Source organism: Halobacterium sp. CBA1132 (assembly GCF_001485535.1).
Taxonomy (GTDB): domain Archaea; phylum Halobacteriota; class Halobacteria; order Halobacteriales; family Halobacteriaceae; genus Halobacterium.
This window is the reverse complement of the sequence record NZ_BCMZ01000001.1, coordinates 1,445,454-1,467,179: the sequence shown is the minus strand read 5'-3', so window position 1 is coordinate 1,467,179 and position 21,726 is coordinate 1,445,454. Positions and strand designations below refer to the sequence as shown.

Annotated in this window: 27 protein-coding genes; 14 read left to right on the top strand and 13 right to left on the bottom strand. The window is 65.9% G+C overall.

Annotated elements, in window-relative coordinates; all coding sequences use genetic code 11:
- Positions 1-31 precede the first annotated feature (31 nt).
- Positions 32-2,860, top strand: a complete 2,829-nt coding sequence (locus tag AVZ66_RS07600; RefSeq protein WP_058983343.1) for a DEAD/DEAH box helicase — start codon at positions 32-34, stop codon at positions 2,858-2,860.
- Here the strand turns inward: AVZ66_RS07600 and AVZ66_RS07595 are convergent, their stop codons facing one another.
- Together AVZ66_RS07595 and AVZ66_RS07590 are read right to left on the bottom strand one after the other, a co-directional pair.
- The gene (locus AVZ66_RS07595) at positions 2,861-3,451 is read right to left on the bottom strand and encodes a response regulator (RefSeq protein ID WP_058983341.1); all 591 of its coding nucleotides are present in this window, start codon (positions 3,449-3,451) and stop codon (positions 2,861-2,863) included.
- 87 nt (positions 3,452-3,538) lie between these two features.
- Positions 3,539-4,600 (bottom strand): nitrogen regulation protein NR(II), encoded by a 1,062-nt coding sequence (locus AVZ66_RS07590; protein WP_058983339.1) that lies wholly within the window; start codon positions 4,598-4,600, stop codon positions 3,539-3,541.
- A gap of 98 nt (positions 4,601-4,698) precedes the next feature.
- Here AVZ66_RS07590 and AVZ66_RS07585 point away from each other — a divergent pair, with 98 nt between their 5' ends.
- Both AVZ66_RS07585 and AVZ66_RS17050 read left to right on the top strand, forming a co-directional pair.
- The gene (locus AVZ66_RS07585; protein WP_058983338.1) at positions 4,699-5,256 is read left to right on the top strand and encodes a GNAT family N-acetyltransferase; all 558 of its coding nucleotides are present in this window, start codon (positions 4,699-4,701) and stop codon (positions 5,254-5,256) included.
- A 406-nt stretch (positions 5,257-5,662) separates the two neighbouring features.
- The gene (locus AVZ66_RS17050) at positions 5,663-5,797 is read left to right on the top strand and encodes a hypothetical protein (RefSeq protein ID WP_058983335.1); all 135 of its coding nucleotides are present in this window, start codon (positions 5,663-5,665) and stop codon (positions 5,795-5,797) included.
- A gap of 15 nt (positions 5,798-5,812) precedes the next feature.
- On the opposite strand, the gene AVZ66_RS07575 is transcribed toward AVZ66_RS17050, so the two are convergent.
- The gene (locus tag AVZ66_RS07575; RefSeq protein ID WP_058983334.1) at positions 5,813-6,250 is read right to left on the bottom strand and encodes a DUF5796 family protein; all 438 of its coding nucleotides are present in this window, start codon (positions 6,248-6,250) and stop codon (positions 5,813-5,815) included.
- Between the two features lie 388 nt (positions 6,251-6,638).
- Between AVZ66_RS07575 and AVZ66_RS07570 the strand changes: the two genes are divergently transcribed.
- Positions 6,639-7,493: a shikimate kinase gene (locus AVZ66_RS07570; protein WP_058983332.1), complete on the top strand. Its 855-nt coding sequence runs from the start codon at positions 6,639-6,641 to the stop codon at positions 7,491-7,493.
- Complete coding sequence (locus tag AVZ66_RS07565) at positions 7,427-7,756, top strand: chorismate mutase (RefSeq protein ID WP_058983330.1); 330 nt, start codon at positions 7,427-7,429, stop codon at positions 7,754-7,756. The genes AVZ66_RS07570 and AVZ66_RS07565 overlap by 67 nt, the downstream gene beginning before the upstream one ends.
- A 274-nt stretch (positions 7,757-8,030) precedes the next feature.
- On the opposite strand, the gene AVZ66_RS07560 is transcribed toward AVZ66_RS07565, so the two are convergent.
- Positions 8,031-8,447, bottom strand: a complete 417-nt coding sequence (locus AVZ66_RS07560) for a hypothetical protein (protein WP_058983327.1) — start codon at positions 8,445-8,447, stop codon at positions 8,031-8,033.
- 215 nt (positions 8,448-8,662) lie between these two features.
- Between AVZ66_RS07560 and AVZ66_RS07555 the strand changes: the two genes are divergently transcribed.
- From AVZ66_RS07555 to AVZ66_RS16205, 3 genes are all read left to right on the top strand, one after another.
- Positions 8,663-8,893, top strand: a complete 231-nt coding sequence (locus AVZ66_RS07555) for a hypothetical protein (RefSeq protein ID WP_058983326.1) — start codon at positions 8,663-8,665, stop codon at positions 8,891-8,893.
- 8 nt (positions 8,894-8,901) lie between these two features.
- Positions 8,902-9,303: a PIN domain-containing protein gene (locus AVZ66_RS07550; RefSeq protein WP_058983324.1), complete on the top strand. Its 402-nt coding sequence runs from the start codon at positions 8,902-8,904 to the stop codon at positions 9,301-9,303.
- 119 nt (positions 9,304-9,422) lie between these two features.
- A complete protein-coding gene (locus AVZ66_RS16205; RefSeq protein ID WP_157575630.1) occupies positions 9,423-9,614 on the top strand; it encodes a hypothetical protein in 192 nt (63 codons plus the stop codon).
- Here AVZ66_RS16205 and AVZ66_RS17045 read toward each other — a convergent pair whose 3' ends face one another.
- The 3 genes from AVZ66_RS17045 to AVZ66_RS07530 all read right to left on the bottom strand — a co-directional run bounded on the left by AVZ66_RS17045 (position 9,615) and on the right by AVZ66_RS07530 (position 10,560).
- Positions 9,615-9,746: a hypothetical protein gene (locus AVZ66_RS17045; protein WP_269432467.1), complete on the bottom strand. Its 132-nt coding sequence runs from the start codon at positions 9,744-9,746 to the stop codon at positions 9,615-9,617.
- Between the two features lie 185 nt (positions 9,747-9,931).
- Positions 9,932-10,318: a PIN domain-containing protein gene (locus tag AVZ66_RS07535; RefSeq protein WP_058983318.1), complete on the bottom strand. Its 387-nt coding sequence runs from the start codon at positions 10,316-10,318 to the stop codon at positions 9,932-9,934.
- On the bottom strand, positions 10,315-10,560 hold the full coding sequence (locus AVZ66_RS07530; protein WP_058983316.1) for an AbrB/MazE/SpoVT family DNA-binding domain-containing protein: 246 nt from the start codon (positions 10,558-10,560) through the stop codon (positions 10,315-10,317). The genes AVZ66_RS07535 and AVZ66_RS07530 overlap by 4 nt, the downstream gene beginning before the upstream one ends.
- 277 nt (positions 10,561-10,837) lie before the next feature.
- On the opposite strand from AVZ66_RS07530, the gene AVZ66_RS07525 reads away from it, so the two are divergent.
- The 3 genes from AVZ66_RS07525 to AVZ66_RS07515 all read left to right on the top strand — a co-directional run bounded on the left by AVZ66_RS07525 (position 10,838) and on the right by AVZ66_RS07515 (position 13,421).
- Positions 10,838-11,362, top strand: coding sequence for a hypothetical protein (locus tag AVZ66_RS07525; protein WP_058983314.1), 525 nt, complete (start codon positions 10,838-10,840; stop codon positions 11,360-11,362).
- Between the two features lie 654 nt (positions 11,363-12,016).
- Positions 12,017-12,724, top strand: a complete 708-nt coding sequence (locus AVZ66_RS07520; RefSeq protein ID WP_058983312.1) for a DUF47 domain-containing protein — start codon at positions 12,017-12,019, stop codon at positions 12,722-12,724.
- A 55-nt stretch (positions 12,725-12,779) separates the two neighbouring features.
- Positions 12,780-13,421, top strand: coding sequence for a hypothetical protein (locus AVZ66_RS07515; protein ID WP_058983310.1), 642 nt, complete (start codon positions 12,780-12,782; stop codon positions 13,419-13,421).
- Positions 13,422-13,499: 78 nt separating this feature from the next.
- On the opposite strand, the gene AVZ66_RS07510 is transcribed toward AVZ66_RS07515, so the two are convergent.
- The 5 genes from AVZ66_RS07510 to AVZ66_RS07490 all read right to left on the bottom strand — a co-directional run bounded on the left by AVZ66_RS07510 (position 13,500) and on the right by AVZ66_RS07490 (position 17,402).
- Positions 13,500-13,733 carry a hypothetical protein gene (locus AVZ66_RS07510; RefSeq protein ID WP_058983308.1) on the bottom strand — a complete coding sequence of 78 codons (234 nt, stop codon included), beginning with the start codon at positions 13,731-13,733 and terminating at the stop codon, positions 13,500-13,502.
- 54 nt (positions 13,734-13,787) lie between these two features.
- Positions 13,788-14,354, bottom strand: coding sequence for a GNAT family N-acetyltransferase (locus AVZ66_RS07505; RefSeq protein ID WP_082678808.1), 567 nt, complete (start codon positions 14,352-14,354; stop codon positions 13,788-13,790).
- A 66-nt stretch (positions 14,355-14,420) separates the two neighbouring features.
- Positions 14,421-15,197, bottom strand: coding sequence for a 5'/3'-nucleotidase SurE (surE, locus tag AVZ66_RS07500; protein ID WP_058983306.1), 777 nt, complete (start codon positions 15,195-15,197; stop codon positions 14,421-14,423).
- A gap of 95 nt (positions 15,198-15,292) precedes the next feature.
- Positions 15,293-16,684 (bottom strand): small ribosomal subunit Rsm22 family protein, encoded by a 1,392-nt coding sequence (locus AVZ66_RS07495; protein WP_058983304.1) that lies wholly within the window; start codon positions 16,682-16,684, stop codon positions 15,293-15,295.
- The gene (locus tag AVZ66_RS07490; protein WP_058983302.1) at positions 16,671-17,402 is read right to left on the bottom strand and encodes a prephenate dehydrogenase/arogenate dehydrogenase family protein; all 732 of its coding nucleotides are present in this window, start codon (positions 17,400-17,402) and stop codon (positions 16,671-16,673) included. The genes AVZ66_RS07495 and AVZ66_RS07490 overlap by 14 nt, the downstream gene beginning before the upstream one ends.
- Before the next feature lie 134 nt (positions 17,403-17,536).
- Between AVZ66_RS07490 and AVZ66_RS07485 the strand changes: the two genes are divergently transcribed.
- The 3 genes from AVZ66_RS07485 to AVZ66_RS07475 are packed head-to-tail and all read left to right on the top strand — an operon-like array spanning position 17,537 to position 20,539.
- Positions 17,537-18,907 (top strand): ATP-binding protein, encoded by a 1,371-nt coding sequence (locus AVZ66_RS07485; protein ID WP_058983300.1) that lies wholly within the window; start codon positions 17,537-17,539, stop codon positions 18,905-18,907.
- Between the two features lie 49 nt (positions 18,908-18,956).
- Positions 18,957-19,526 (top strand): HalX domain-containing protein, encoded by a 570-nt coding sequence (locus tag AVZ66_RS07480; protein WP_058983298.1) that lies wholly within the window; start codon positions 18,957-18,959, stop codon positions 19,524-19,526.
- Positions 19,527-19,576: 50 nt separating this feature from the next.
- Complete coding sequence (locus AVZ66_RS07475) at positions 19,577-20,539, top strand: PAS domain-containing protein (RefSeq protein WP_058983296.1); 963 nt, start codon at positions 19,577-19,579, stop codon at positions 20,537-20,539.
- Positions 20,540-20,549: 10 nt separating this feature from the next.
- On the opposite strand, the gene AVZ66_RS07470 is transcribed toward AVZ66_RS07475, so the two are convergent.
- Positions 20,550-21,725, bottom strand: coding sequence for a Xaa-Pro peptidase family protein (locus AVZ66_RS07470; RefSeq protein WP_058983295.1), 1,176 nt, complete (start codon positions 21,723-21,725; stop codon positions 20,550-20,552).
- Position 21,726 lies beyond the last annotated feature (1 nt).

Sequence of the window (21,726 nt, the reverse complement as noted above, 5' to 3'; positions counted from 1 at the left end):
CTTATTCGGGTCGCATCCCTACCTTCGGGAGATGACTGAGACGCGGGGGATGGACGCGTTCTCCCACCTCGGGGAGGAGGTGCGCGCGGCGCTGTCCGAGCACGGGTTCTCGACGCCGACGGAGCCACAGCGCCGCGCGATTCCCGCGCTCGCGGACGGCCGGAACGGCCTCGTCGTCGCGCCAACCGGGACCGGGAAGACGGAGACGGCGATGCTGCCCGTACTCAATAGCATCGTCGAGGAGGGCGCCCCCGAGGGGTTCGCGGCGCTGTACGTGACGCCGCTACGCGCGTTGAACCGCGACATGCGCGAGCGCCTCGACTGGTGGGGGGAGACGCTCGGCCTCGACGTGGACGTCCGGCACGGCGACACGACGCAGTACCAGCGCGGGAAGCAGGCCGACGACCCGCCGGACGTGCTCGTGACGACGCCCGAGACGCTGCAGGCGATGCTCACCGGGGAGAAGCTCCGGGACGGCCTCGCGGACGTGCGCCACGTCGTCGTCGACGAGGTCCACGAACTCGCGGGCGCGAAGCGCGGCGCCCAACTCTCGATTGGGCTGGAGCGCCTCGTCGAACTCGCGGGGGGCTTCCAGCGAATCGGCCTCTCGGCGACGGTCGGCGACCCGAAGGAGGTTGGTGCGTTTCTCACTGGAGGGCGGGGCTGTGAGATTGTCGAGGTGGACGTCACGTCGAAAGTCGAGTTCACCGTCAAGGAGCCCGAAGTCACGGACGGCGACGAACGCCTGAGCAACGAGCTGATGACGTCGCCGTCGATGGCGAGCCACGTGCGCGCCATCCGGGAAATCGTCGACGAGCACGACTCTACGCTAATCTTCGTGAACACGCGCCAGACCGCGGAGGCGCTGGGGTCGCGGTTCAAGGAACTAGACGCCAACATTGGCGTCCACCACGGCAGCCTCTCGAAGGACGCCCGCATCGAGGTCGAAGACCAGTTCAAGGCCGGCGACCTCGACGGCCTGCTCTGTACGTCCTCGATGGAACTCGGCATCGACGTGGGCCGCATCGACCACGTCGTCCAGTACTCCTCGCCCCGGGAGGTCGCGCGCCTGCTCCAGCGCGTCGGACGCGCCGGTCACCGCCGCGACGAGGTGAGCCACGGCACTGTCATCACGGGCAGTCCGGACGACACGTTCGAGGCGCTGGCCATCGCGCGGCGCGCCGGCGAGGGCGACGTGGAGACGATGCAGATTCACCACGGCAGCCTCGACACGGTCGCGAACCAAATCGTCGGCGTGGTGATGGACTTCGGGGAGACGAGCGCGCGCCACGCCTACCAGATAGTGACGCGGGCGTACCCGTTCCACGACCTCGCCGAGGAGACGTTCCGCGAGGTGGCGATGGAACTGCACAACAACCGCGTCGTCTACGTGGACGAGGACGACGACACCGTCTCGAAGTCCGGCGGGACGTGGCAGTACTACTACGCGAACCTCTCGATGATTCCCGACGAGGAGACGTACGCCGTCTACGACATGGCTGGGGGCCGGCAGGTCGGAACGCTGGACGAGCGCTTCGTCGTGAACTTCGCGGAACCCGGCGCGACGTTCGTCCAGCGCGGGGAGATGTGGCGAATCACGAACATCGACGAGGAAGAGGAGGAAGTCAATGTCTCCCCCATCGAGGACCCCGCCGGGGAGGTGCCGTCGTGGACGGGCCAGGAGATTCCCGTCCCCTACGAGGTCGCCCAGGAGGTCGGGGAGATGCGCGAAGTCGCGGCCGACCAGTTCGACGCTGCCGCGACCCGCGACGCGGTGTCGCGAGAGTTCACGGCGCGCTACCCGACGGATGAGTACACCGCGGGCGAGGCGCTCGAACAGGTCGAGTACCACGTCGACAGCGGGAACGCGATGCCCAGCGACGACCGCATCGTCGTCGAGCAAGAGGGCCAGACTATCGTCGTGAACGCGGCGCTCGGCCACGAGGCCAACGAGACTGTGGGCCGGTTGTTGTCGGCCTTACTCGGCCAGCGAACCGGCTCCTCGGTGGGCTTGGACGTGGGACCGTACCGAATCGAGTTGGACGTGCCCGCGCGCATCAGCGCGAACGACGTCGTGGACCTGTTGCGTGAGACCGACCCCGAGCACGTCGAGCCGCTGCTGGAGTTGAGCCTCAAGCAGTCCGAGACGCTGAAATTCACGCTCGCGCAGGTCGCCGCAAAATTCGGCGCGCTCAAGCGTTGGAAGGGCAGAGACGGCGTCGGGCTGTCGCGGCTGCTGGGCGCGCTCGAAGACACGCCCGTCTACGACGAGGCAGTCCGCGAGGTGTTCCACACCGACCTCGATGTCAAGCGCACCAGCGACGTGCTGGACGCGATTCAGTCGGGTGACCTGGAGGTCGCCATCGAGGGAGAACGAACGGCCATCGGCGTCGGCGGCCGCTCGTCGGGGTCCGAGTTGCTCACTCCGGAGAACGCGGACGCCAGCGTCGTCCAAGCGGTCAGGGAGCGCATTCAGGACGACCGCGTGAAACTGTTCTGCACGCACTGCGAGGACTGGGAGCACGAGACGAAAGTCCGGCGCGTCAGCGACCAACCCGAGTGCCCGCACTGCGGGTCGACGCGCGTCGCCGCGCTGTCGCCGTGGGCCGACGACGCGGTGAAGGCGGTGCGTGCCGACGACAAGGACGACGAGCAGCGCGACCGCACCGAGCGCGTCTTCCGGAACGCGAGCATCGTCCAGAGCCACGGCAAGAAAGCGATTATCGCGCTGTCCGCGCGCGGCGTCGGCCCTCGGAACGCCGCCCGCGTCATCAACCGCCACCGAGAGAACGAGGCCGACTTCTACCGGGACATCCTCGAACGCGAACGGGAGTACGCCCGTACGAAGGCGTTCTGGTAGTCAGAGGTCGCGGAACGCGGCTTCGAGGTCGTCGTCGTCCATCTCGCCGACGGCGTCGTCGAGTTCGCTGTCGAGTTCCTCGCGTCGCTGTACGAGTTGCTGATAGGTATCGCTGTCTTCCAGTTGGGACGCGCGCTTCTCGTCTTCGAGCGCCGCGATCTTCCGGGAGACGGCGAAGAACTGGCGGGACTGGTCGCCGAACGACGACAGCCCGAGGAGGTTCTCGACGGTGTCCTGGATTTCCGCCTGGTCGACGGGCTTGGTGAGGTACGTGTCGAAGGGCATCTCCGCGATGTCGAAGTCGGGGTCGACGGCGGTCACCATCGCCACCCGGCAGTCGAGGCCGCGCTCGCGGAGGCGTTCGAGCACCTCGTCGCCCGAGAGGTCGGGCATGTGGCGGTCGAGGAGGACCACGTCGACGTCCTCGTCGGCCTGGTCGAGGGCTTGCTCGCCGTTCGTCGCGGTTCGAACCTCGTAGTTGTCGGGCAGCCACAGCCCGTAGGCTTCCGCGACGTTCGCCTCGTCGTCCACGACCAACACGACCGGGTCGTCGTGGTCGAGGCCTCCCTCCGCGGCGCTCTCAGTAGACATCTCTGGACTCCTGCTTCGACGCGACGGTACTTGGATGTAGTGGCACGCCGACGGAGCGCCGCCTCAGGGTGTCAGGCGTTCGAACAGTCACGCTGACTCGTCCTCGTCGTGCCGGCGGACGCCCTCGAACTCGAAGCGCGCGCCCCCGCTCTCGCTGTCGGTCACGCTCACTGTCCAGCCGTGGGCGTCCGCGATGCTCTCGACGATGTTCAGCCCGAACCCGGTGCCGTCGGTGTCGGTCGTGAACCCGTAATCGAAGACGTCCGCGCGGTCGCCCTCCGGGATTCCGGGGCCGTCGTCAGCGACGTAGAATCCCGACTCCGCGGCGAGCGGGCCGACATCCACGGTGACGGTGTCGCCCGCGTGGCGGACGGCGTTCCCGAGGAGGTTCTCGAACAGCGAAAGCAGGCGCTCGCGGTCCGCCTGCACGACGCCGACGTCTTCGACGCGGAGCGTCCCGTCGGGGCTGCCGACGGTCTGCCACGCCTCCTCGGCGACGCCGGCCAGCGACACGGACGTGGGTTCGCCGACGGTCTGGCCCTGCTTGGTGAGCGTCAGCACGTCCTCGATGAGGTTCCCCATGCGGTCGTGGACGTGTTCGAGTTCGTCGAGGTACTCCGTCGGGTCGTCGGCGTTCTTCGCGAGCGCGACCTGCGCGCGCGCCGTGTTCAGCGGGTCTCGGAGGTCGTGGCTGAGGATGCCCGCGAACCGCTCCAGTTGCTCGTTCTGCCGTTCGAGCTTTTGCTCGCGCTCCACGCGGTCCGTGACGTCGCGCATGATGCCGGAGAACACGCGCTGGCCGTCGTACTGGTGTTCCTCGAACGTGATCGAGAGTTGGACCTCGTGGCCGTCCTTGTGCTCGCCCGGGAGTTCGACGTCGTTCCAGTCGATGGTGCGGTCGCCCGACTGGATGTACTCCGCGATTGCGGCGTGGTGTGCGCCCTGGAAGCGCTCGGGCATCACCACGGTGAGGGGTTCACCGACGAGTTCCGCGGGCTCGTAGCCGAACACGCGCTCGACCGAGCGGTTCGCGAACAGAATCGTGCTGTCCGCGTCGATGCTGATGATGGCGTCCGAGCCGTGTTCGACGAGCGTTCGGAAGAACGACTCGTCCTCGACGACCCCCGCTGGTTCGGTGTCCGTGCTCATCCCAGGTACGGCAACACGAACGGCGACCAGTCGGATTATTCTGACGGCGACCCGGCGGAACCGCAACGCGTTCCACGCCGCGCCCACGAGTGGCGGCCATGAGCGAGGACACGCGCTACGTACTGTGGCCGAACGGCCTGCGACCGCCCGACGTCGACGTGCCCGACGGGTACGCGCTCCGCACGAGCAGCCTCACCGGTCGGGACCGCCGAGCGGTCGAGGAGTTGCTCGGAACGGCCGGCTGGGACGCGGACGTCGACTCGTTCCGGGACCGCGTGCTGCCGAACGGCTCGTTCGTCGCCGTCGAGCGCGCGACGAACGCCGTCGTCGGGACGTGCTCGGCCGTCCACGACCCGAACGCGGGCGACCACCGCTTCCCGTTCGGCGGCGCGCTATCGTCGCTCGTCGTCGCCCCAGAACACCGCCGCGAGGGATTGGGGCGCGCGCTCGCTGCCGCCGCCACCCGCCGGCTGCTGGACGCGGGCTACGACAGCGTGCGCGCCGGCGTCGAACCCGACCGCTATCCGGCGCTCTCGCTGTACCTGAACGCCGGCTACGCGCCCTGCATCCTCGACGAGGACGACGTCGGCCGGTGGCGCGATATCTTCGACTACCTCGGGCTGCCGTTCGACCCCGAGCGGTGCCTGCGGCCCTAACAGTAGTTGCTAGCGCGGTTTATGTATTCAGACCGGCCCCTGAAACTGACAGGGCCGAATCGGTAAGTAGGTGTGCCCACGTACCTTTTTGCGCCTCGGGTGCGCTCGCTCCACTCGCGAACCGCTCGGCGAAAAATCTACGCTAAAAAGGCTGAACGCTCGGCTCCGCCTCGCGTTCAGTGAATCGCGCTCACTCCGTTCGCGCGAATGCTCGTCGTTCAGCTGTTTACCCGAACGTAGCGGCTGTTTCACCCCCTACGCCGAATAAAGTAACCGTGTTTTCAACTACTGCTAATTCGACGACCCGAGTTCCGCGAGAAGACCGAATCCGTCGGCGAACTAACGGCAGTGAGGCCGGCATCTCACCGGGGCAACGGTTTTTAGCTCGGACGACGGAACTCCAAGCATGGTCGAGGAGACTGAGCGAGACGACATGCTCTGGTACCGCTGCGAAGAGTGCGGGCTGATGTTCGACGACCCGGGGGACGCCGAACAGCACGAACAGAACTGTGACGCCGAAGCCCCCTCGTACCTCCAGTAGCGGGCCCGGCGCTGGCTACTCGTCCCCGTCGGCAGCGAACAACTCGAACGAGCGCTCGCCGAGCTCGTCCTCCTCGAAGACGAACACGCGGCCCCGCGCCTCCTCGGGGTCGGCTTCGATTTCTATCGCGTACCCGTCGGCGCGCACGGTCACGCCCGGGAACAGTTCCTCCGCCTCGTCGGGGTCCAACAGCACGCGGCCGACGCCGGTCGATTCGAGAATCTCGTCGTGGGTCTTCCGGTCGTTCACGTACACGAGGACGCCCTCGGTCTCCGTCGGGTCCGTGACGAGGACGTGGACGTCCTTGCCCGGCCGGCACCGCACCGTCCCGTGGACTTTCTCCGGGACGCCGTTGTAGAACGTGCGGCGGCCGTCCGTGTACTCGACGTAGACGCCCTCCTCTTCGAGGTCGACGCCGAGAGTGCTCGGCGCGATGTCGTTGCGGGCGCTCATGTTCCAGCGTTGCGGGCGGGCGTGGAAAAGGGCGCCGTTTGCGTGGTGCGCCGGCGGCACACCACGCCGAAGCGAACGCGGAGCGTAGCGATGCGTGAGCAGCGTGGTCGACCGCAGGGAGACCACGTTTACGCGAGCGGGGAGCGCAGCGACCCGCGAGCGGCCGACCGCATCGGCGACCCTCTATAGTAGTGCGAGCAGCGGAGCACATCGGCCCGCTTCGACGTTCGCGGTTCACCGCTCACCGTGTCGTGCCCTCGCTTCGCTCGGGCACGCTGCTCACGGCTCGCGGTGCTCGCCGTTCGCTTCGACGTGCTCTCCCGCTGGTCGAGCACGCTCTCCTTGCCCGAAACGCCAGTCGTAAATACGGGCCGTGGCAGGACAACACATGGACGGCCGTGCAGCAGCGCCAGCCGCGGGCACCGTGTTGAACGCGCTCGCGACGGGCATCGGGTCGGCGTTCGCGCTCGACTTCGACGTGACAGCCGAGGTGTCGCTGGACGCGGCCGCCGACGGCGTCACCGGTAGCGTCGCCGACCACCCGGACGCCGACACCGCACTCGTGGAGCGCTGCGTGTCGCTGGTGACCGACGAGTACGGGCACGGCGAGGGCGGGACCGTCCACACGGACAGCGAGATACCGATGGCGTCGGGCCTGAAGAGTTCCAGCGCAGCAGCGAACGCCACGGTGCTGGCGGCGCTGGACGCGCTCGACGAAGCCGAGTCCGTCGACCGCGAGCGCGCCGCACGCCTCGGCGTCGCGGCCGCCCGCGATGTCGGCGTCACCGTCACGGGTGCGTTCGACGACGCCTCGGCGAGCATGCTCGGCGGACTCACGATGACGGACAACCGCGAGGACGAGTTGCTGTTCCGCGACGAAGTCGAGTGGGCGGCGCTCGTGTGGACGCCCCCCGAGCAGTCGTTCTCCGCGGACGCCGACGTCGCGCGCTGCGAGCGAATCGCGCCGATGGCCGACCACGTCGCCGACCTCGCCGCCGACGGCGAGTACGGCACCGCGATGACCGTCAACGGCCTGGCGTTCGCGGCGGCGCTCGGCCACCCGACCGAGCCAATCGTGGACGCCCTCCCGCACGCCGACGGGGCGTCCCTCTCGGGCACCGGCCCGAGCTACGTCGCCGTCGGCGACCACGACGCACTCACGGAGGTGAAACCACTATGGGACGAGAACCCGGGGACAGTCCGGCTGACGACGACGCAGCTGGACGGGGCCCGGACGACATGAGCTTAGAGGAACTGCGCGAGGAAATCGAATCAATCGACCGCGAAATCGTCGACCTCATCGCGCGACGCACGTACGTCGCCGAGACTATCGCGGAGGTCAAAGACGACCGCGGAATGGCGACCACCGACGAGAGCCAGGAGCAAGCGGTGATGGACCGCGCCGGCCAGAACGCCGAAGCGTTCGGCGTCGACCCGAACCTCGTGAAGGCCATCTTCCGGCTGCTCATCGAGTTGAACAAAGTGGAGCAAAGAAGCAATCGGTAGTCAGAGAACACCCACTACAGGCGCTCTAACACTGGTTTAGTCGCGGGATCCCCCTCTCGATTGTTCATCAATTGTTCCGGACTCGATGAGCAGCCGGAAGATTCGATGTTAGTCTGCTGCTTGGGCTACGACCACCGTTGCAAACAACCCGAATTCAGTATAGATGACCAGACCTCGCTAAGTACAGTATAGAAGTGTATCAACGGTAACTCGAAAATCGCGCTATTCTCCCCCTCCTTCTGGTGACGTCGATTGTTGCAGTAGCGTGGTCAGATTAATTCGTGGCGAATCGTTCGTAGACGAGTGCGAGGCCGATGGAGAGAATCGTAATTGGAACGGCGAACAGCAGGGTTAACGGTACGGCTTCGACGACTGCTTCCCTGAGGGGACTGGGTGCAATATTCCCAAGTTCAACGAGGCGAATGAAAACTGCGTAGATGGGAGCGAAGACGATGAGGAAGGTGACCAGCACCCCTCGATTCTCGTGATAGTAGTATGCAGCGGCCAGTAGGAGCAACACGACAACGCCGCCTTGAGTAGTGTTCACGAGGAGCGGAACAATATCTGTGTCAAATAGGGACGAAATATAAACTGCTGAGAATACTGCGACTGAGAGGAGGATTGCTATCGCAGTTCTATCGACCGCTTGACCGAAGCAGTATTCCACGATATTTGTTTTCGACACGTTCATTAACGGTAGAATGGCCGAATAATAGAAAATCCTTTTCCGGTAGATCTGGTGTCCGAAACGTAATTCGCCAATCTACTAACCGGTTATTTCGAGGCTTCATAGCTGGAAATCAGAATTCTTAGCGGTTCATACCCGAACAATATGGAGATTAGGGGGCTCTCGAACCAGTCGATGCACCGCAAAGCACAATATTCTGTGTCTACAAAGTTTCCTGTATGCCTAGTATCACCGTCAACGTGGACGACGAGCTCAAAGACCGAATGGAGAGACACCCAGAGATCAACTGGAGTGAGGTCACTCGACAGGCCATCCAGGAGAAAATCGAGGCCCTCGAAGTGATGGACGAACTCACCAGCGAGAGCGAGCTCACTGAGAGCGACGTGACAGAGATTGCGGATCGAATCAACGAGCGTGGACGCGAGCGCGTCGAAGAACAGTCGGACTAGCCTCTTGGATGAAGCTGGTTATCGACGCCAACGTCGTCATCTCTGCACTCATCGCCGATTCGAAAACACGTGAACTCATCGTCACGCTCGAACCCGACTTGTTGACGCCCGCGTTCGTCCACGACGAACTCGGGAACTACGAAGCCCTCATCGTCGAGAAGTCCGGGATGAAACCGCAGCGCGTCCAGCAGTTCATCGACCTCCTGTTCCAGTACATCGAGGTCGTCCCCGCAGACGAGTTCCACCCCTACATCGAAGAGGCCGACGCGGCGATCGGCGAAACCGCTCCCGACGACGTGCTATACGTTGCGTGTGCCTTGGCTAGCGAAGCCGGCATCTGGAGCGACGATTCCGATTTCGACGAGCAGGACGTCGTCGAGACGTACTCGACGAGTAGCCGGAAGATTTGATGTTCGTCCGCTGCTTGGGCCACGACCACCGTTTCGAGCAAACCGAATCCAGTGTAGATGACCGGATCTCGCTAAGTACAGACGAACGGTTAAACGGAGTACGCTTTGAGAGGGCAATTATGGGAATTAACGCGTGGTTGGAGGGGAAACCCCTTCTTGGACAAGCACTGATTGGCGCGGTCGTCGTTGCCATTGTCACCTTCGCGTTGAACTATTCATCGGGCCCGATTGCGGCGGCAGGTACAGCGGCTATTTCCGCGGTCGTCATCGGCGGCGCGTACTATCTCGGACTCCGAGTGTTCAGTGAGTGATTAGCCGAACTCGTTGTGGAGAATCCCTCGGAGGTCGTAGAAGTTTGCAACGACTGCGCAGACGACCATCAGGAGGCCGGCGGCGAAGAAGGCGACTAATCCTACAGTACTCCCGAAGAGTCGGTCGGGCATGAGGAAACCGAGTGCAATCACTCCCATACAGAGGATAGCGACACCAACAACAAAGGCCGCGCCAAATCCTCGGAGAGACGGGCGAGTCACCATACCAGATTACATCTCCGCATCCGTGAAAACTGTGTGGTGAAATCGCACGCCAACTTATCGGCTGTTTCACCCACCGTCCGAAGGAATTTACGTCAGTCCTCGTCGGTCGGTTCGAGTGGGACTCGTTCTACCTCGACGTCTTCGTAGTCTCTCTCGGGGGAAAGCACGTCCATCCCTCGCGTTTCCGCAGTCGCCGCGTGGAAGGCGTCGAACGGCGTCATTCCCTCGTCGTAGTAGTTGACGGCTTTCAGCACTACCTGTTTCTCTTCCTCATCCCGTACAGGGACGAGTTCGAGCAGGTTCGCCACCAGCGGTACGTAGTCGAACTCGTAGCGTTCCCGTGCGAGCAGGAGTTCGAGATACGAGAACGGTGACGTTTCGACGTCGTGCTCGGCGAGGGCGTCCTCTGCGGAGCCCTGCAACCAATCAGAATCTTTGGCGAGCGCGAGCAGGAAGTCCATCTCGACGTACACTGTCATCTGTCGCCGCCCGCTTGCTCGGCCTCGTCTTTCGCCTCGGCCTCGATGTCCGCTCGAATCTCCTCGAAGGATGCATCGTGAAGCTCGCCTGCGGCCTCGCGGACAGCGGCGAGCGGGTCGTCCGCGACCGGAATCAGCTCGATTCTGTCCTCGTAGGTGACGATGTGGTACTTCTGACCGTACTTCTCCCGTACCTCCTTCGGGATGTACAGCCGTCCCTGGCCATCCGTCTCTGCCGACATAGATGAGGGTACGTTACCACTGACAAAGAATCTTACCACTAGATTGATTTTGGTGGCGCTCAGCACCCCTTCTCGATAGCGTGTATGGTGGAATTCACCCCTTTGAACAAAGTGGAGCAAAGAAGCAATCGGTAGCCCAAATCAGGCGTGTAAGAGTGACTTTCAGGGCGTTCTCGCCGCGATTCTGTTCGCGCTCGGGTTGCTGACGAATGAGAATGATAGTTCAAATAGATGCACCCCCAGTAGTATTATTGTGCTCTGGTTGCAATTGAGTAGTATGACTGGTGAAGCGCCCGGAATCGAGACGTGGAAGGAGAACACGAGCGCATTCGACCGCGTGCGCTCTGTTGCGGTCACACTCAGCGAACCTCGGTCGGCAGATTGGATCGCCGACGAAGCAGCTGTGGCAGGAAACACCGCCAGAGACCACTTGGGTCGTCTCGTGGAGATGAACGTGCTGCAACGGCAGACTGGAGCGCAAGCAACGCTGTACCAGCCTGACCCGCTGTACACACGCATGCGGTCGTTGCGAGAACTGCTGGACGGTCGTGACCGTGACGACTTGATCGACGTGCGAGCGGAGCTGTTAGAGCAGATTGAGTCGTGGAACGAGGAGTACGATGTGACCGCCGCGAACGAGCTTCGTGAGCAGGCCGCGACAGTCGAGACTGCGGAACAGACGCGTGAATTGCGTCGTGTGGCGGCGGATTGGGACGTGGTTCGGTATCGACTCAATTTGGTCGAAGATGCCATCGAGCACTACGCAGAGTACTCGTCTGGTGGGGCGCCGGCCCGGGCGTAATCGTGTTTGCTGCTGATGGCGGGTACGATTCAGGGGAAGCGTCACACGCTGCGTTGTTGGAGATGCGACGGAGTGCTGAGAAGCATCCTGCTGTTGAACAGGCACGCGGGCATCCGTCGTCGTTGTTCACGCAAGTGCGGATGGATGTCCTCCCGGAGCGCCTCGGTCGGTCGTCGAGTTCAGGCGTGCTGACCGTGCGTTGGTATGCAGGCGACACCAGAGACGCCCGTCCAGAGTTCTCGTTCCACTACAGCGAGGAATCCGGGTTCGATTGTGGCTGGCATCACGAACCGAACCCACACGTGGATGGATGGGGGCATCACCAAAAGCGGCAGTCCGCCGCTGACGAGTATCAGTATGCGGCTGTGTCGTTCGGGAGTGAACAGCCGGTACGTGTGTTTTGGGAGGTTTTGGAGCGATTGGAGTCGGGGGAGAAGTGACCAGGCGGTCTGTGACTGTAATTCTCAACCACGGATTCGACAGAACAGAATCGAAACCAAGAGTGGTTTCACTGCAATCCAGTATGGATTTTAGCGATTTGAACAAGGTCGAACAGCGGGAGAACCGCTGATCCGGCGGGATACGGTCGGCTATTGCGGCGTACGGACTCCTCATATCAACCTCTTTGCGACTGCCGGTGCCATCCTCGAATAGATGTCACCCGAGGCCACTCCGGAGTTCTCGAAGCGGGTCGTCGACCGGACTGACGCGTACCTCGACCGCATCAGCGAGTGCGTGGAACTGCTGTCGCGACTCGTCGAAGAGTACGAGGACGGTGATTCGTCGCGGGCCCTCGTCGAGGAGATTCGCGCCGTCGAGAGCGACTGCGACGCGAAGAGCCGGCGAATCAGTGCGCTCGTGACGAACACGACCGTCAAGGAGTTCGGCATCCGCAACTCCCGCATGCACCTCAACGCCGAGCAGGTGGTGCGGCTCTACCAGTTGCTCGACGAGATTCCGAACACGGCCGAGCGGGTCGCGGAGGACCTCTTGACGGTCTCGCCGGCGAGGCGTCGTCGGTGCTTCCGGCGTTACCGGGAGATGGTCGACCACGCGACGGCGGCGATGGCGTCGCTCGGCGACGCCGTCTACGAGTTCGTCCGCCTGCTGTGTTCGGCGACCGAGACGGGGTCGATAGCCGGACACGTCGAGGCGATTCGGGCCGCCGAGACGGAGTGCGACAGCGTGCGGAACGCCGTGGTCGCGGACGTCTTCGACGCGGACGTCCCCGACCCGCTGGTGTACCGAGAGTTCGCGTTCCTGTTCGACCAGCTCGTCGACGCGATGGAGGACGTCGCCGACCAGTTGGTCCTGCTCTCCAGCAGCGAGCAGTGGATTACGGCTGAACCCGAGAACCGGTGACGCGAGCGGGGCGGCCGCCAGAGCGGTTATGTCGCGGGCGGCAGTATTCACGGTGATGAATCGCCGAGACGTACTTCGAGCGGGTGCAGCGGTCGGATTCACGGGTCTCGCTGGCTGTGTCGTGCCGAGCGGTGGCGGCGACGACGCGGTGTTCACCGAGAGTTTCGAGGACGGTATCGGCGACTGGGAGACCGGTGCAGCCATCGGCCCCGAGGTCGACCTCGCGGAGTTCGAGTGGGATGCCGCCGTCTCGGACGCGCAAGCCGCGACGGGCGAGCGGTCGCTGCGCGTGTGGAACGAGGGGTCCTACGACGACGGCGTGACGTGGGCGGTCCACCCGGTGTCCGTCGAGCCGGGGCGAGCGTACGACATCGAAGTCGAGGGGCAGTTCTGGAGCGAGTCGGAGTCGTTCAACACGATTCGGCACGCCCTGATGCGCCTCGGCCCGGAGCCGCCGGCGGCAGAGGAGGACTTTCCGCGGCCCGGCGTCAACACCGACGACCTCGGCGAGACGCCGTACGGCGGTCTCCGGGAGCCGTTGTGGCTCGCGGACGGCTGGCACGACTACGAGTTCGAGTGGACGACGCCGGAGCTGTCGACGGACACGCTGTACCTCGCGGTCGGCACCGCGGTCATCTGGGAGGCCGACGCGACCCACTATATCGACGACCTTCAAGTCACTGCCGAGGTCCGATGACCGAGGACTCGTCGCCGCGCTGTCGAAGTGGTCATGGGATTCGCGAGCGTCGACTTCGGGCGTCCGTAACGCCGCGCGTCAGGACTTGTGCGTGAAGATGAGCGCGCGGTTGTCGTCGACGCCGACGCAGAGGTCCAGTTGCTGGGAGAGGTTCAGGCTCGTGGGGTTCTGCTTGCAGACGACGAGGTCCGCGAACGGTTCGTCGCAGGCGGGACACGCGACCGACACCGTGTTCTGGTAGGTTTTCAGCGCCTCGTTCTCCTCGCGAGGGGTCAGCGACGAGACGAGCTCGTCGAGGTCGACGTCCTCCATACCGGGAAACTCGTTCACACCCTCATAAATGCTGGCTGACGCGCGCTGACCGACTCAGAGGTACCGCGACATGCGGTGGGCGGCGCCCATCGGGTTCACCGTCGAGAAGCCGGCGCGCTGGTAGAGCCGCTGGGCGTCGCGCTTCCACGCTTCGACGGAGAGCCAGACGTACTCGACGCCCTCGCGACGGGCGTGTTCGAGGCCGACCGCGAGGAGGTTCGTACCGATGCCCGCGCGCTGGAAGTCCTGGTGGACGAAGATGGCGAGTTCGTGGCGCCCAGTGTCATCCGGGACGAACATCACGTGTCCGACGACGTCGCCGTCCACGACAGCGACGACGTTCGGGCCGTCGAGGACGCCGTCGAGCCAGTCACGAATCGCGTCCTCGCCGAGCGGTGGCGTCCCCTGTGCGCGCTGGGCGGGGTCGAAGTCGTCGTACATCGCGACTAGCGACTCGAAATCGCCGTCCTCGTAGGCTCGAACGGTGACTTCGCGGCCCTCGGCGTCCGTGAACGTCGACGGCGGCGGCGTGAGCGAGATTCGCTCGGGGCGCAGTCGGGAGACGAGTCGGCGAGCGAGCCCCGTGACCCGCGGCAGGACCCCGTCTGACGGCGACGACATCGAGTGAGTCATTCACTCGCGCTGTATAAATATCTGGTTGCGAGGGTTAACGATGGTGAATTCGGGTTAGTCGTAGGTCTCCGCGAGCGCGTCCAGCGCCTCGTGGTGTTCGGTACTGTGGGGCGCGGTGAGCGGCGAGACGGAAACGTGGCCGTCGACGACGGCGCGGCGGTCCGTACCGGGCGGGTCGGGAATATCTCCCTCGTCCATGCGGTCCCACATTCGGTCGTGGAGCGTGATGGTGCCGCCGTCGCGAGCGGCGGTCATGTCGTAGCCGTGCGAGGGACGCGTCACCACCATCTCGCCCGAGGCGTCCGCGCCCGGATGGGGGGCGTTCACGTTCAAGTAGTCGGCGTGCTCGAAGACGCCGGCGTCGAGGGCGTGCTCGACGAGGTACGTGGTCGCGTCGACTGCGGCCTCGTAGTCCGAGGGCTGCGTGGGTTCGCCGAAGTCTTCCTCGGTGAGGAACAGCGAGGACGCGATGGCGGGCACGCCGAAGAACGCGGCTTCGACGGCCGCGCTCACGGTGCCCGAGCGCCCGAGCACGTACATCCCGAGGTTCGCGCCCTCGTTGACGCCCGCGACCACGACGTCCGGGTACGGCCCGAGCGCCTCCAGTCCCGCAATCACGCAGTCCGACGGCGTCCCGTCGATGGCGTATCCGAGTTCGTGCTCCTCGACGGCGACCTCGTGGGACATCGCGCGCCCGGTCGAACTCTTGTCGGTCGTCGGCGCGACGACGGTGACGTTCCCGACATCGCCGAGGCCCTCGGCGAGCGCTCGAATCCCGGGCGCGTCGATACCGTCGTCGTTCGTAACGAGAATTTCCAGCGAATCCGTCATTCGTCCGTCATCGGCTGGAACGTCGGCGCGCCTACGCAAGAGCGTGTCGGCGCGCGGCAGAATACGCTGGGAACGAACGGTTCGAGAGTCAGCGACTACGCGCTGTCGACGACCGTCTCCTCGTCGACGACGAGGTTGTACGCTTCCTCGTCGTCGTTCCAGAGCACGAGCGCGGACTCCACGGAGAGCAGGTCGCCGTAGTCGGCGCGCTGGAGGTCGCGGTTGAGGCTCGTCGGTCGGACGAGTACCGCGTAACAGTCCTCGCTCTCGCTGCCGTCGCTGACCTTGAACAGCGGATTGGCGTCCTCGTCCGCGAGGTTCCGGGAGAGCTTCGCGAGCACGGCGTCCACGCGGTCGGTGACGCGGTCGTCGGCGTCAGCGAGCTTCAACAGCCGGTCGGCGGACAGCGAGACGTCGTGCTGGCGGACGCCGTCCGTCCGCAGCAGCGAATACGAGAACCGGACTTCGGTGTGCGTGAACTCCGAGGGGCGCTGGCTGGCGCCCGCGAGTGCTTCCTGAAAGCTCGGCGCGTCGACGTCTGGGCGCTCGTCGAACGTCCAGCCGCGGTCGGCCGGCCGCTCGCCCGGCCACAGTCGCGGCGTCGGGCCGTAGACGGTCGCGCCACGGGATTCGAGGTCGCGTTCGACCTCGCGGAGGTGCGTGCTCGTGTTCTTGTCCGCGGGGGCGAGGCCGAGGAATGTCCCGTCCTCGGCGAGCGCGTCGACGTACTTCTGGGCGGTCTCGACGGGCTGTTCGAGTTCGCTGAGCACGCTACAGGCGAGCACGAGGTCGTACTCGCCGTCCGGGTCGAACGTCTCGGCGGTCTCGCGGTGAATCGTCGGGTGGACGTTCTGCCCGGTTTCGTCGAGCAGTTCGTCGAGCACGGCCGCGGCGGCGCTCGGTTCGACCGCGTGGTACTCCACGAGCGCGTCCTCGGGCAGGAAGTCGAAGAGGCCGAGCGCGGGGCCGCCGACGCCCGCGCCCACGTCCAGCACGCGCACGTCGTCAGTCAGGAGGCCGCCATCTGCGAGGTCGTCGAGAGCGTACTGGACCGCAGCGTAGTACGTCGCGAGGTGGTAGACCGCGTACCCGAGCGCGACCTCGTCGTCGTACTCCACGGCGTGCTGGCGGTAGTAGTCCTCCTTGAAGCGCCGAATCGTCTCCCGGAGGACACTCCCGGAGTCGTCGCGGTGCCAGTCCGGCCCCCACTGTTCGACGAGCAAGTCCTCGACAACGCGCTCGTACTTCTCTGGGAGCGCGCTCACGCCGTCGAACTCTGGGCGGACCGGCTCGCCGCTTGCGGGGACGAACGTGCCGTCGTCGCGCTCCACGACGCCGAGGTCGGCGGCGTGCTCGCGCAGCACCTGCCGGACGACCCCCGCGTGTGGTTGGTCCGCAACGTACTCGCAGAGTTCCTCGGGGTCCAGCGGCCGCACGTCTCGCAGGTACTTCGCGGCGTCCAGCACCGCGTCCCTATCGACTGGCATCTTCGTACACCCCCTCGAACTCCTCGTAGTCGGCGTCAGCGAGTCGCTGGGCGGCCGCGGCGACGTCAGCGGCGCCGTCGAACGCGTCCTGAATGTCGGCGTACACGCGCGCGTTCCCGCCGGTCACGCGGTCGGCCAGCGCCGCGAGGTCCTCGTAGACGGGCGTCGCGAGTTCCTCTGGCACGTCGTCGGCAGCGAGCGCGAACGCCAGCACCGCCGCGTGCGCTCGCCCCTGAATCGTCACCATCGCCTCGTCGTGCTCGGCGGCGCCGACGTCCACGAGGTCGTTGCCCGCGTCCTCCAGCCACTCTCGCACGCGGTCAGTCGCCGGTCCGGGTGCGCTCTCCGCGACCGCGATGCGGCCGGGAGCGTGCTCGGGCGCGAACAGCGGGTGGAAGCTCACGCGTTCGCGGGCCGGCGCGTGCTCGGCCATCGCCGTCAGCGGCGCGCGCATCTCGCCGGTGAAGTCCACGACGGCCTGCTCGGCGCGGCCCGCGTGGCGTTCGACGGCGTCGACGGCGGCGCCCATCGGGACGGCGACGGCGACGACGCCGAACGACTCCTCGGTGTCCAGCGGGACGGCCGCCGCGCGGCGGTCGAGTGCCGTCGCTGCCGCTCGCGCGCGCTCCTCGTCGACGTCGGTGAACGTCACCGGCGCGTCGACCAAGTCCGCGAACCAGCGGCCGACATCGCCGGCCCCCACCACGAGTACGTCCATCGGTTTCCGATAGCGTCCGCCCCGGCAAAAGGAGTTCGTTCACGAACTCCTCGCGCAAACCGCCGCGTTCGCCGATTTCCGGCGTTGATAATTCGACACGTGGATATTTATGTCCCAACAGAAACCGGTCGAGCGTGCCGCAGTTAGACACCCGTCGTGCAACCGAGCAGCCGGCCCGTGACTGGCTCGTCGCGGCGTTCGGCGCGATTCTCACGGCGGCCGCCGTCGCGCACTTCGGGAACCACGGCCACAACCGGCCGGTGCTCGTCGCGACGACCGTCGGGCCGGCGGTCGGTCTGCTGGCGTACGGCGTGTGGTTCCGGTACCGCGGCCGGGACCGAGCGCGCGCCGCGACGGTGGCCACGTGGTCGGTCGGCGGGGCGGGCATGGTCCTCGCGCTCAGCCTGTGGACGATGTTCGTCGGCGGGTACGGCGACGGGACCGCGGTCGACCACGTGTTCATCCAGCACACGAGCGTCGGCGCGCTCGGCGCCGCGGTCGCGGGGACGTACAGCGAGCGCGCACGCCACCGCTCCCGCGTGCAGGTCCGACTCAAGCGCGCGCTCGACGCCGCGATGGACGGCGTCGCGGTCCTCGACGCCGACCGACACGTCGTGTACGCCAACGACGCCTTCCGCGAGGAGTACCGCACCGACGGCGGCGTCGCTGGCACTCACTGGTCGGCGTACTATCCGGACAGCGCCGCGGACCGCCTCGCGGACGTCTTCGCGGAACTGGACGCTAACGGGGACAGCGACGACCACTGGCACGGACAGGTGGTGGCGCGCCGCGAGGACCGGCGCACGTACCCACAGGAGTTGTCGATGACGTCGCTGGGCGACGACGGCTACGTCTTCGTGGCGCGGGACGTCACCGACCGCGAGGAGCGCGACCAGCGCCTGCGCGTGCTGAATCGCGTGCTCCGGCACAACGTCCGGAACTCGCTGAACGTCGTGCTCGGGCGGGCCGAGCGCGTCGCCGACCACCACGACGACGCGGACGTCGACAGTATCGTCGCGGCGGCCGAAGACCTGCTCGACGTCAGTGAGAAGGCGCGCGTGGTCGAACGCGTGCTCGGCGCGAGCGAAACGAACGCCGCCGCCCTCGACAGCCTGCTCGAAGCAGAACTGGAGCGCGTGCGTTCACAGTACCCCGACGCCGTCTTCGATGTGTGCGGCGAAGCGGACGTCGAGGTCGACGCCCGAATGCGGTTGGCGGTTCGGGAGCTTCTGACGAACGCCGTCGAGCACAACGACAGCGACCCGCCCCGCGTGACCGTCACCGTCGACGCCAGCGACCCCGTCGACCTCCGCGTGTCGGACAACGGCCCCGGTATTCCCGAGCACGAGCGCCGCGCGCTCTCCGGCGTCACCGAAGAGTCGCTCCAACACGGCTCCGGCATCGGCCTGTGGGCGGTCTACTGGCTCGCCCGTCACTGCAACGCCGACGTGGGCGTTCCCGACGAGAACACAGTCAGTATCCGCCTGCGAGCCGGCGATTGTTGATACGCAGCGGGAAAGAGTTAAACGAACCCGCGAACTTGATTCGAGCGAGATGCCTGAACGGGCGACGGTCCTCATCGTCGAGGACGAGCGCGAACTCGCAGACCTCTTCGCCGACTGGCTGACCGACAGCTACGACGTACGGACGGCGTACAGCGCTGCGGACGCGCTCGACGAACTCGACGAGGAGACGGACGTCGTGTTGCTGGACCGTCGGCTCCCCGAACGCTCCGGCGACGACGTCCTCCAGACCATCCGCGACCGCGGCCTCGACTGTCAGGTCGCGATGGTGACCGCCGTCGATCCGGACTTCGACACGCTGGAACTCGGCTTCGACGCGTACGTCGTCAAGCCCGTCGAGCGCGACGAACTCGAACCGCTCGTCAAGCGGTTGCTCGCTCGCTCGCTGTACAACGAGGAGGTCCAGCGGTACTTCGCGCTCGCGTCCAGACGGGCGACCATCGAGACGACGAAGACGGACGCCGAACTCGCGAACGACGACCGCTACCAGCAGCTCTGTGCGGACATCGCCGAACTGCGCTCGAACCTCGACCAGCGCATCACCGACCTCGACGACGACGACTTCCTCGCGGTGTTCCACGACCTCCAGACCCGCGAGTGAGCCACAAGTGACTAACGCGGCCCCTGCTTCAACCCGATTGAATTCCCGACATGGGCGAACAGATGTACGTGGTGTTCGTCAGCGCGCACCAGCGGTCGCGCGCGGCGGCAAAGCGCGCGCTCCCCGAGCACGCGCCGCTGACAGTGACCGCGCTCCCGACCGCGGCCGCCACGCTCGACGCGCTCTCCGAGGGGAACGTCGACTGCGTCGCCGTCGAACACGCCGCCGACGGCACCGACGGCTTGCGGCTTCTGCGACTGGTTCGTGACACCGACCCCGCGGTCCCGGTCGTCGTCTACGAGGCTGCCGGCGCCGGGTCGATAGCCAGCGACGCCATCTCCCTGAACGTCACCGGCTACGTCCGCGACGGCGACGAGGACGACCCGTGGAGCGCGCTGGCCGGGACGTGCCACGACGCCGCGGCGACGTACCGCGCCGAGCAGGACGTCGCGATGCTGAACGACCTCGCGCGGAACGTCTACGAGCGCATCACGGACGGCTTCTTCGCGCTCGACCGCGACTGGCGGTTCACGTACCTGAACGACGCCGCCGAGGAGATCCTGGAGGTCGAGGCCGACGACGTCGTCGGGGAGAACATCTGGGACGCCTTCCCCGCGGCGGTCGGCACGGACTTCTACACGGAGTACCACCGCGCGATGGCCGCCCAAGAGCCCGTGACGTTCCGCGAGCGCTTCGAGCCACTTGAACACACCTTCGAAGTGCGGGCGTTCCCCTCCGAGGACGGTCTCTCCGTGCACTTCCGAACCGTCGTCGACGACGGGGGCGCCCAGCGAGCCGACCACCTCCTCGAACTGACGAGCGTGCTCTCCTCGGACTTACTGGAGTCCATCGACGTGCTCCGCGCGGACTTGGAGGCGGCACGCGCGGGCGACGACGGGGATGCGGCGCTGGAGGATGCGATGGCGTCGTTGGACCGAATGGAGTCGCTGGTGAACCACGCGATTCGCCTCGCCAGCGAGCGCCCGACGCCACAGCAGTCAGACGACGAGTGACTGCGGTCGGTCAGTCCGCGAGCGAAATCTCGTACTCCGTGAGGTTCTCGTACCCGTCCTCGGTGACGACGACGATGTCCTCGATGCGGACGCCGCCGACGTCGGGATCGTAGAGACCGGGTTCGATGGTGACGACGTGGCCGGGCCGGAGTTCCGGGCCGCCCACGGAGAGCGCCGGTTCCTCGTGGACATCGAGGCCGACGCCGTGCCCCGTCGAGTGGATGAACCCGGTCTCGGTCTCCGGCTCGGTGTAGATGGTGGGGAAGCCGTGGTCGTCGTAGACGTCGACGACGGCCTGATTGACGTCCTCACCGGTCGCGCCCGGTTCGAGAACGTCGAGCGCGGCCTCCATTGCCTCGTGGGTGACGTCGTACCACTCCTGTTGGCTGTCGCTGGCGTCGCCGTTGAGGAACGTCCGCGTCATGTCCGCGTGGTACTTCGAGTCCTTGTCCCGCGGGAAGATGTCGACGACGACGAACTCGCCGGCTTCCAGCGGCCCGCTCCCGCGGTTGTGGGGGTCGGCGGCGTCCCGCCCGCACGCCACGATGGTCTCGTCGAGCGCACAGCCGTGGCGCAGCAGTTCGATTTCGATCTCCCGCTTGACGTACTCGCTCGTGAGTACGTCCCCGTCGAAGACGAGTTCGCCGTCGTCGTTCGCCTCGGCGCCCCGAATCAGTTCCTCGGCGCGCGCCATCGCCGCCTCGTTGGCCTTCTGGGCGGCCCGCACGTGCTCGACTTCCTCGTCGGTCTTCGTCGCGCGAATCTCGGAGACGACGCCGTCGTCGTCGGGGTCGACGCTGACGCCCTCCGCCCGGAGTTCGTCCGCGACGGCCACCGGGAACCGGCGCTGAACGGCGAGCGACTCACAGCCGACGTCGCCGAGGAACTCCACGGCGGCCAGCGCGTACGCCGTCTCGGCGCCGTGTTCCGCGCGCTTCTCGTCGAAGCCGTACTCCGAGAGCCGGGCCACGACGTCCGCGCGGCTCTCGGATTTCGCGCGCCCGTACTCCAGCGGACCCGTGAGGATGCCGGTCGCTTCGGGCGTGTAGACGGCGAAGAACGGGTCCGGCGCGGAGAACCCGGTCGTGTAGTAGAGGTCGCTATTCGAGTCGTCGTCGTGGAACGCGTACCCGTCCAGCCCTCGCTCGTCGAGGAACTCGTCGAGCCGCGAGAAGTCGGGGTCCATA

Excerpts from the sequence above, each read along its gene's own strand:
- AVZ66_RS07600 (WP_058983343.1), top strand. The coding sequence starts at position 32 with ATGACTGAGACGCGGGGGATGGACGCGTTCTCCCACCTCGGGGAGGAG.
- AVZ66_RS07595 (WP_058983341.1), bottom strand. The coding sequence starts at position 3,451 with ATGTCTACTGAGAGCGCCGCGGAGGGAGGCCTCGACCACGACGACCCG.
- AVZ66_RS07590 (WP_058983339.1), bottom strand. The coding sequence starts at position 4,600 with ATGAGCACGGACACCGAACCAGCGGGGGTCGTCGAGGACGAGTCGTTC.
- AVZ66_RS07585 (WP_058983338.1), top strand. The coding sequence starts at position 4,699 with ATGAGCGAGGACACGCGCTACGTACTGTGGCCGAACGGCCTGCGACCG.
- AVZ66_RS17050 (WP_058983335.1), top strand. The coding sequence starts at position 5,663 with ATGGTCGAGGAGACTGAGCGAGACGACATGCTCTGGTACCGCTGCGAA.
- AVZ66_RS07575 (WP_058983334.1), bottom strand. The coding sequence starts at position 6,250 with ATGAGCGCCCGCAACGACATCGCGCCGAGCACTCTCGGCGTCGACCTC.
- AVZ66_RS07570 (WP_058983332.1), top strand. The coding sequence starts at position 6,639 with ATGGACGGCCGTGCAGCAGCGCCAGCCGCGGGCACCGTGTTGAACGCG.
- AVZ66_RS07565 (WP_058983330.1), top strand. The coding sequence starts at position 7,427 with ATGGGACGAGAACCCGGGGACAGTCCGGCTGACGACGACGCAGCTGGA.
- AVZ66_RS07560 (WP_058983327.1), bottom strand. The coding sequence starts at position 8,447 with ATGAACGTGTCGAAAACAAATATCGTGGAATACTGCTTCGGTCAAGCG.
- AVZ66_RS07555 (WP_058983326.1), top strand. The coding sequence starts at position 8,663 with ATGCCTAGTATCACCGTCAACGTGGACGACGAGCTCAAAGACCGAATG.
- AVZ66_RS07550 (WP_058983324.1), top strand. The coding sequence starts at position 8,902 with ATGAAGCTGGTTATCGACGCCAACGTCGTCATCTCTGCACTCATCGCC.
- AVZ66_RS16205 (WP_157575630.1), top strand. The coding sequence starts at position 9,423 with ATGGGAATTAACGCGTGGTTGGAGGGGAAACCCCTTCTTGGACAAGCA.
- AVZ66_RS17045 (WP_269432467.1), bottom strand. The coding sequence starts at position 9,746 with ATGCCCGACCGACTCTTCGGGAGTACTGTAGGATTAGTCGCCTTCTTC.
- AVZ66_RS07535 (WP_058983318.1), bottom strand. The coding sequence starts at position 10,318 with ATGACAGTGTACGTCGAGATGGACTTCCTGCTCGCGCTCGCCAAAGAT.
- AVZ66_RS07530 (WP_058983316.1), bottom strand. The coding sequence starts at position 10,560 with ATGTCGGCAGAGACGGATGGCCAGGGACGGCTGTACATCCCGAAGGAG.
- AVZ66_RS07525 (WP_058983314.1), top strand. The coding sequence starts at position 10,838 with ATGACTGGTGAAGCGCCCGGAATCGAGACGTGGAAGGAGAACACGAGC.
- AVZ66_RS07520 (WP_058983312.1), top strand. The coding sequence starts at position 12,017 with ATGTCACCCGAGGCCACTCCGGAGTTCTCGAAGCGGGTCGTCGACCGG.
- AVZ66_RS07515 (WP_058983310.1), top strand. The coding sequence starts at position 12,780 with ATGAATCGCCGAGACGTACTTCGAGCGGGTGCAGCGGTCGGATTCACG.
- AVZ66_RS07510 (WP_058983308.1), bottom strand. The coding sequence starts at position 13,733 with ATGGAGGACGTCGACCTCGACGAGCTCGTCTCGTCGCTGACCCCTCGC.
- AVZ66_RS07505 (WP_082678808.1), bottom strand. The coding sequence starts at position 14,354 with ATGTCGTCGCCGTCAGACGGGGTCCTGCCGCGGGTCACGGGGCTCGCT.
- surE (WP_058983306.1), bottom strand. The coding sequence starts at position 15,197 with ATGACGGATTCGCTGGAAATTCTCGTTACGAACGACGACGGTATCGAC.
- AVZ66_RS07495 (WP_058983304.1), bottom strand. The coding sequence starts at position 16,684 with ATGCCAGTCGATAGGGACGCGGTGCTGGACGCCGCGAAGTACCTGCGA.
- AVZ66_RS07490 (WP_058983302.1), bottom strand. The coding sequence starts at position 17,402 with ATGGACGTACTCGTGGTGGGGGCCGGCGATGTCGGCCGCTGGTTCGCG.
- AVZ66_RS07480 (WP_058983298.1), top strand. The coding sequence starts at position 18,957 with ATGCCTGAACGGGCGACGGTCCTCATCGTCGAGGACGAGCGCGAACTC.
- AVZ66_RS07475 (WP_058983296.1), top strand. The coding sequence starts at position 19,577 with ATGGGCGAACAGATGTACGTGGTGTTCGTCAGCGCGCACCAGCGGTCG.
- AVZ66_RS07470 (WP_058983295.1), bottom strand. The coding sequence starts at position 21,725 with ATGGACCCCGACTTCTCGCGGCTCGACGAGTTCCTCGACGAGCGAGGG.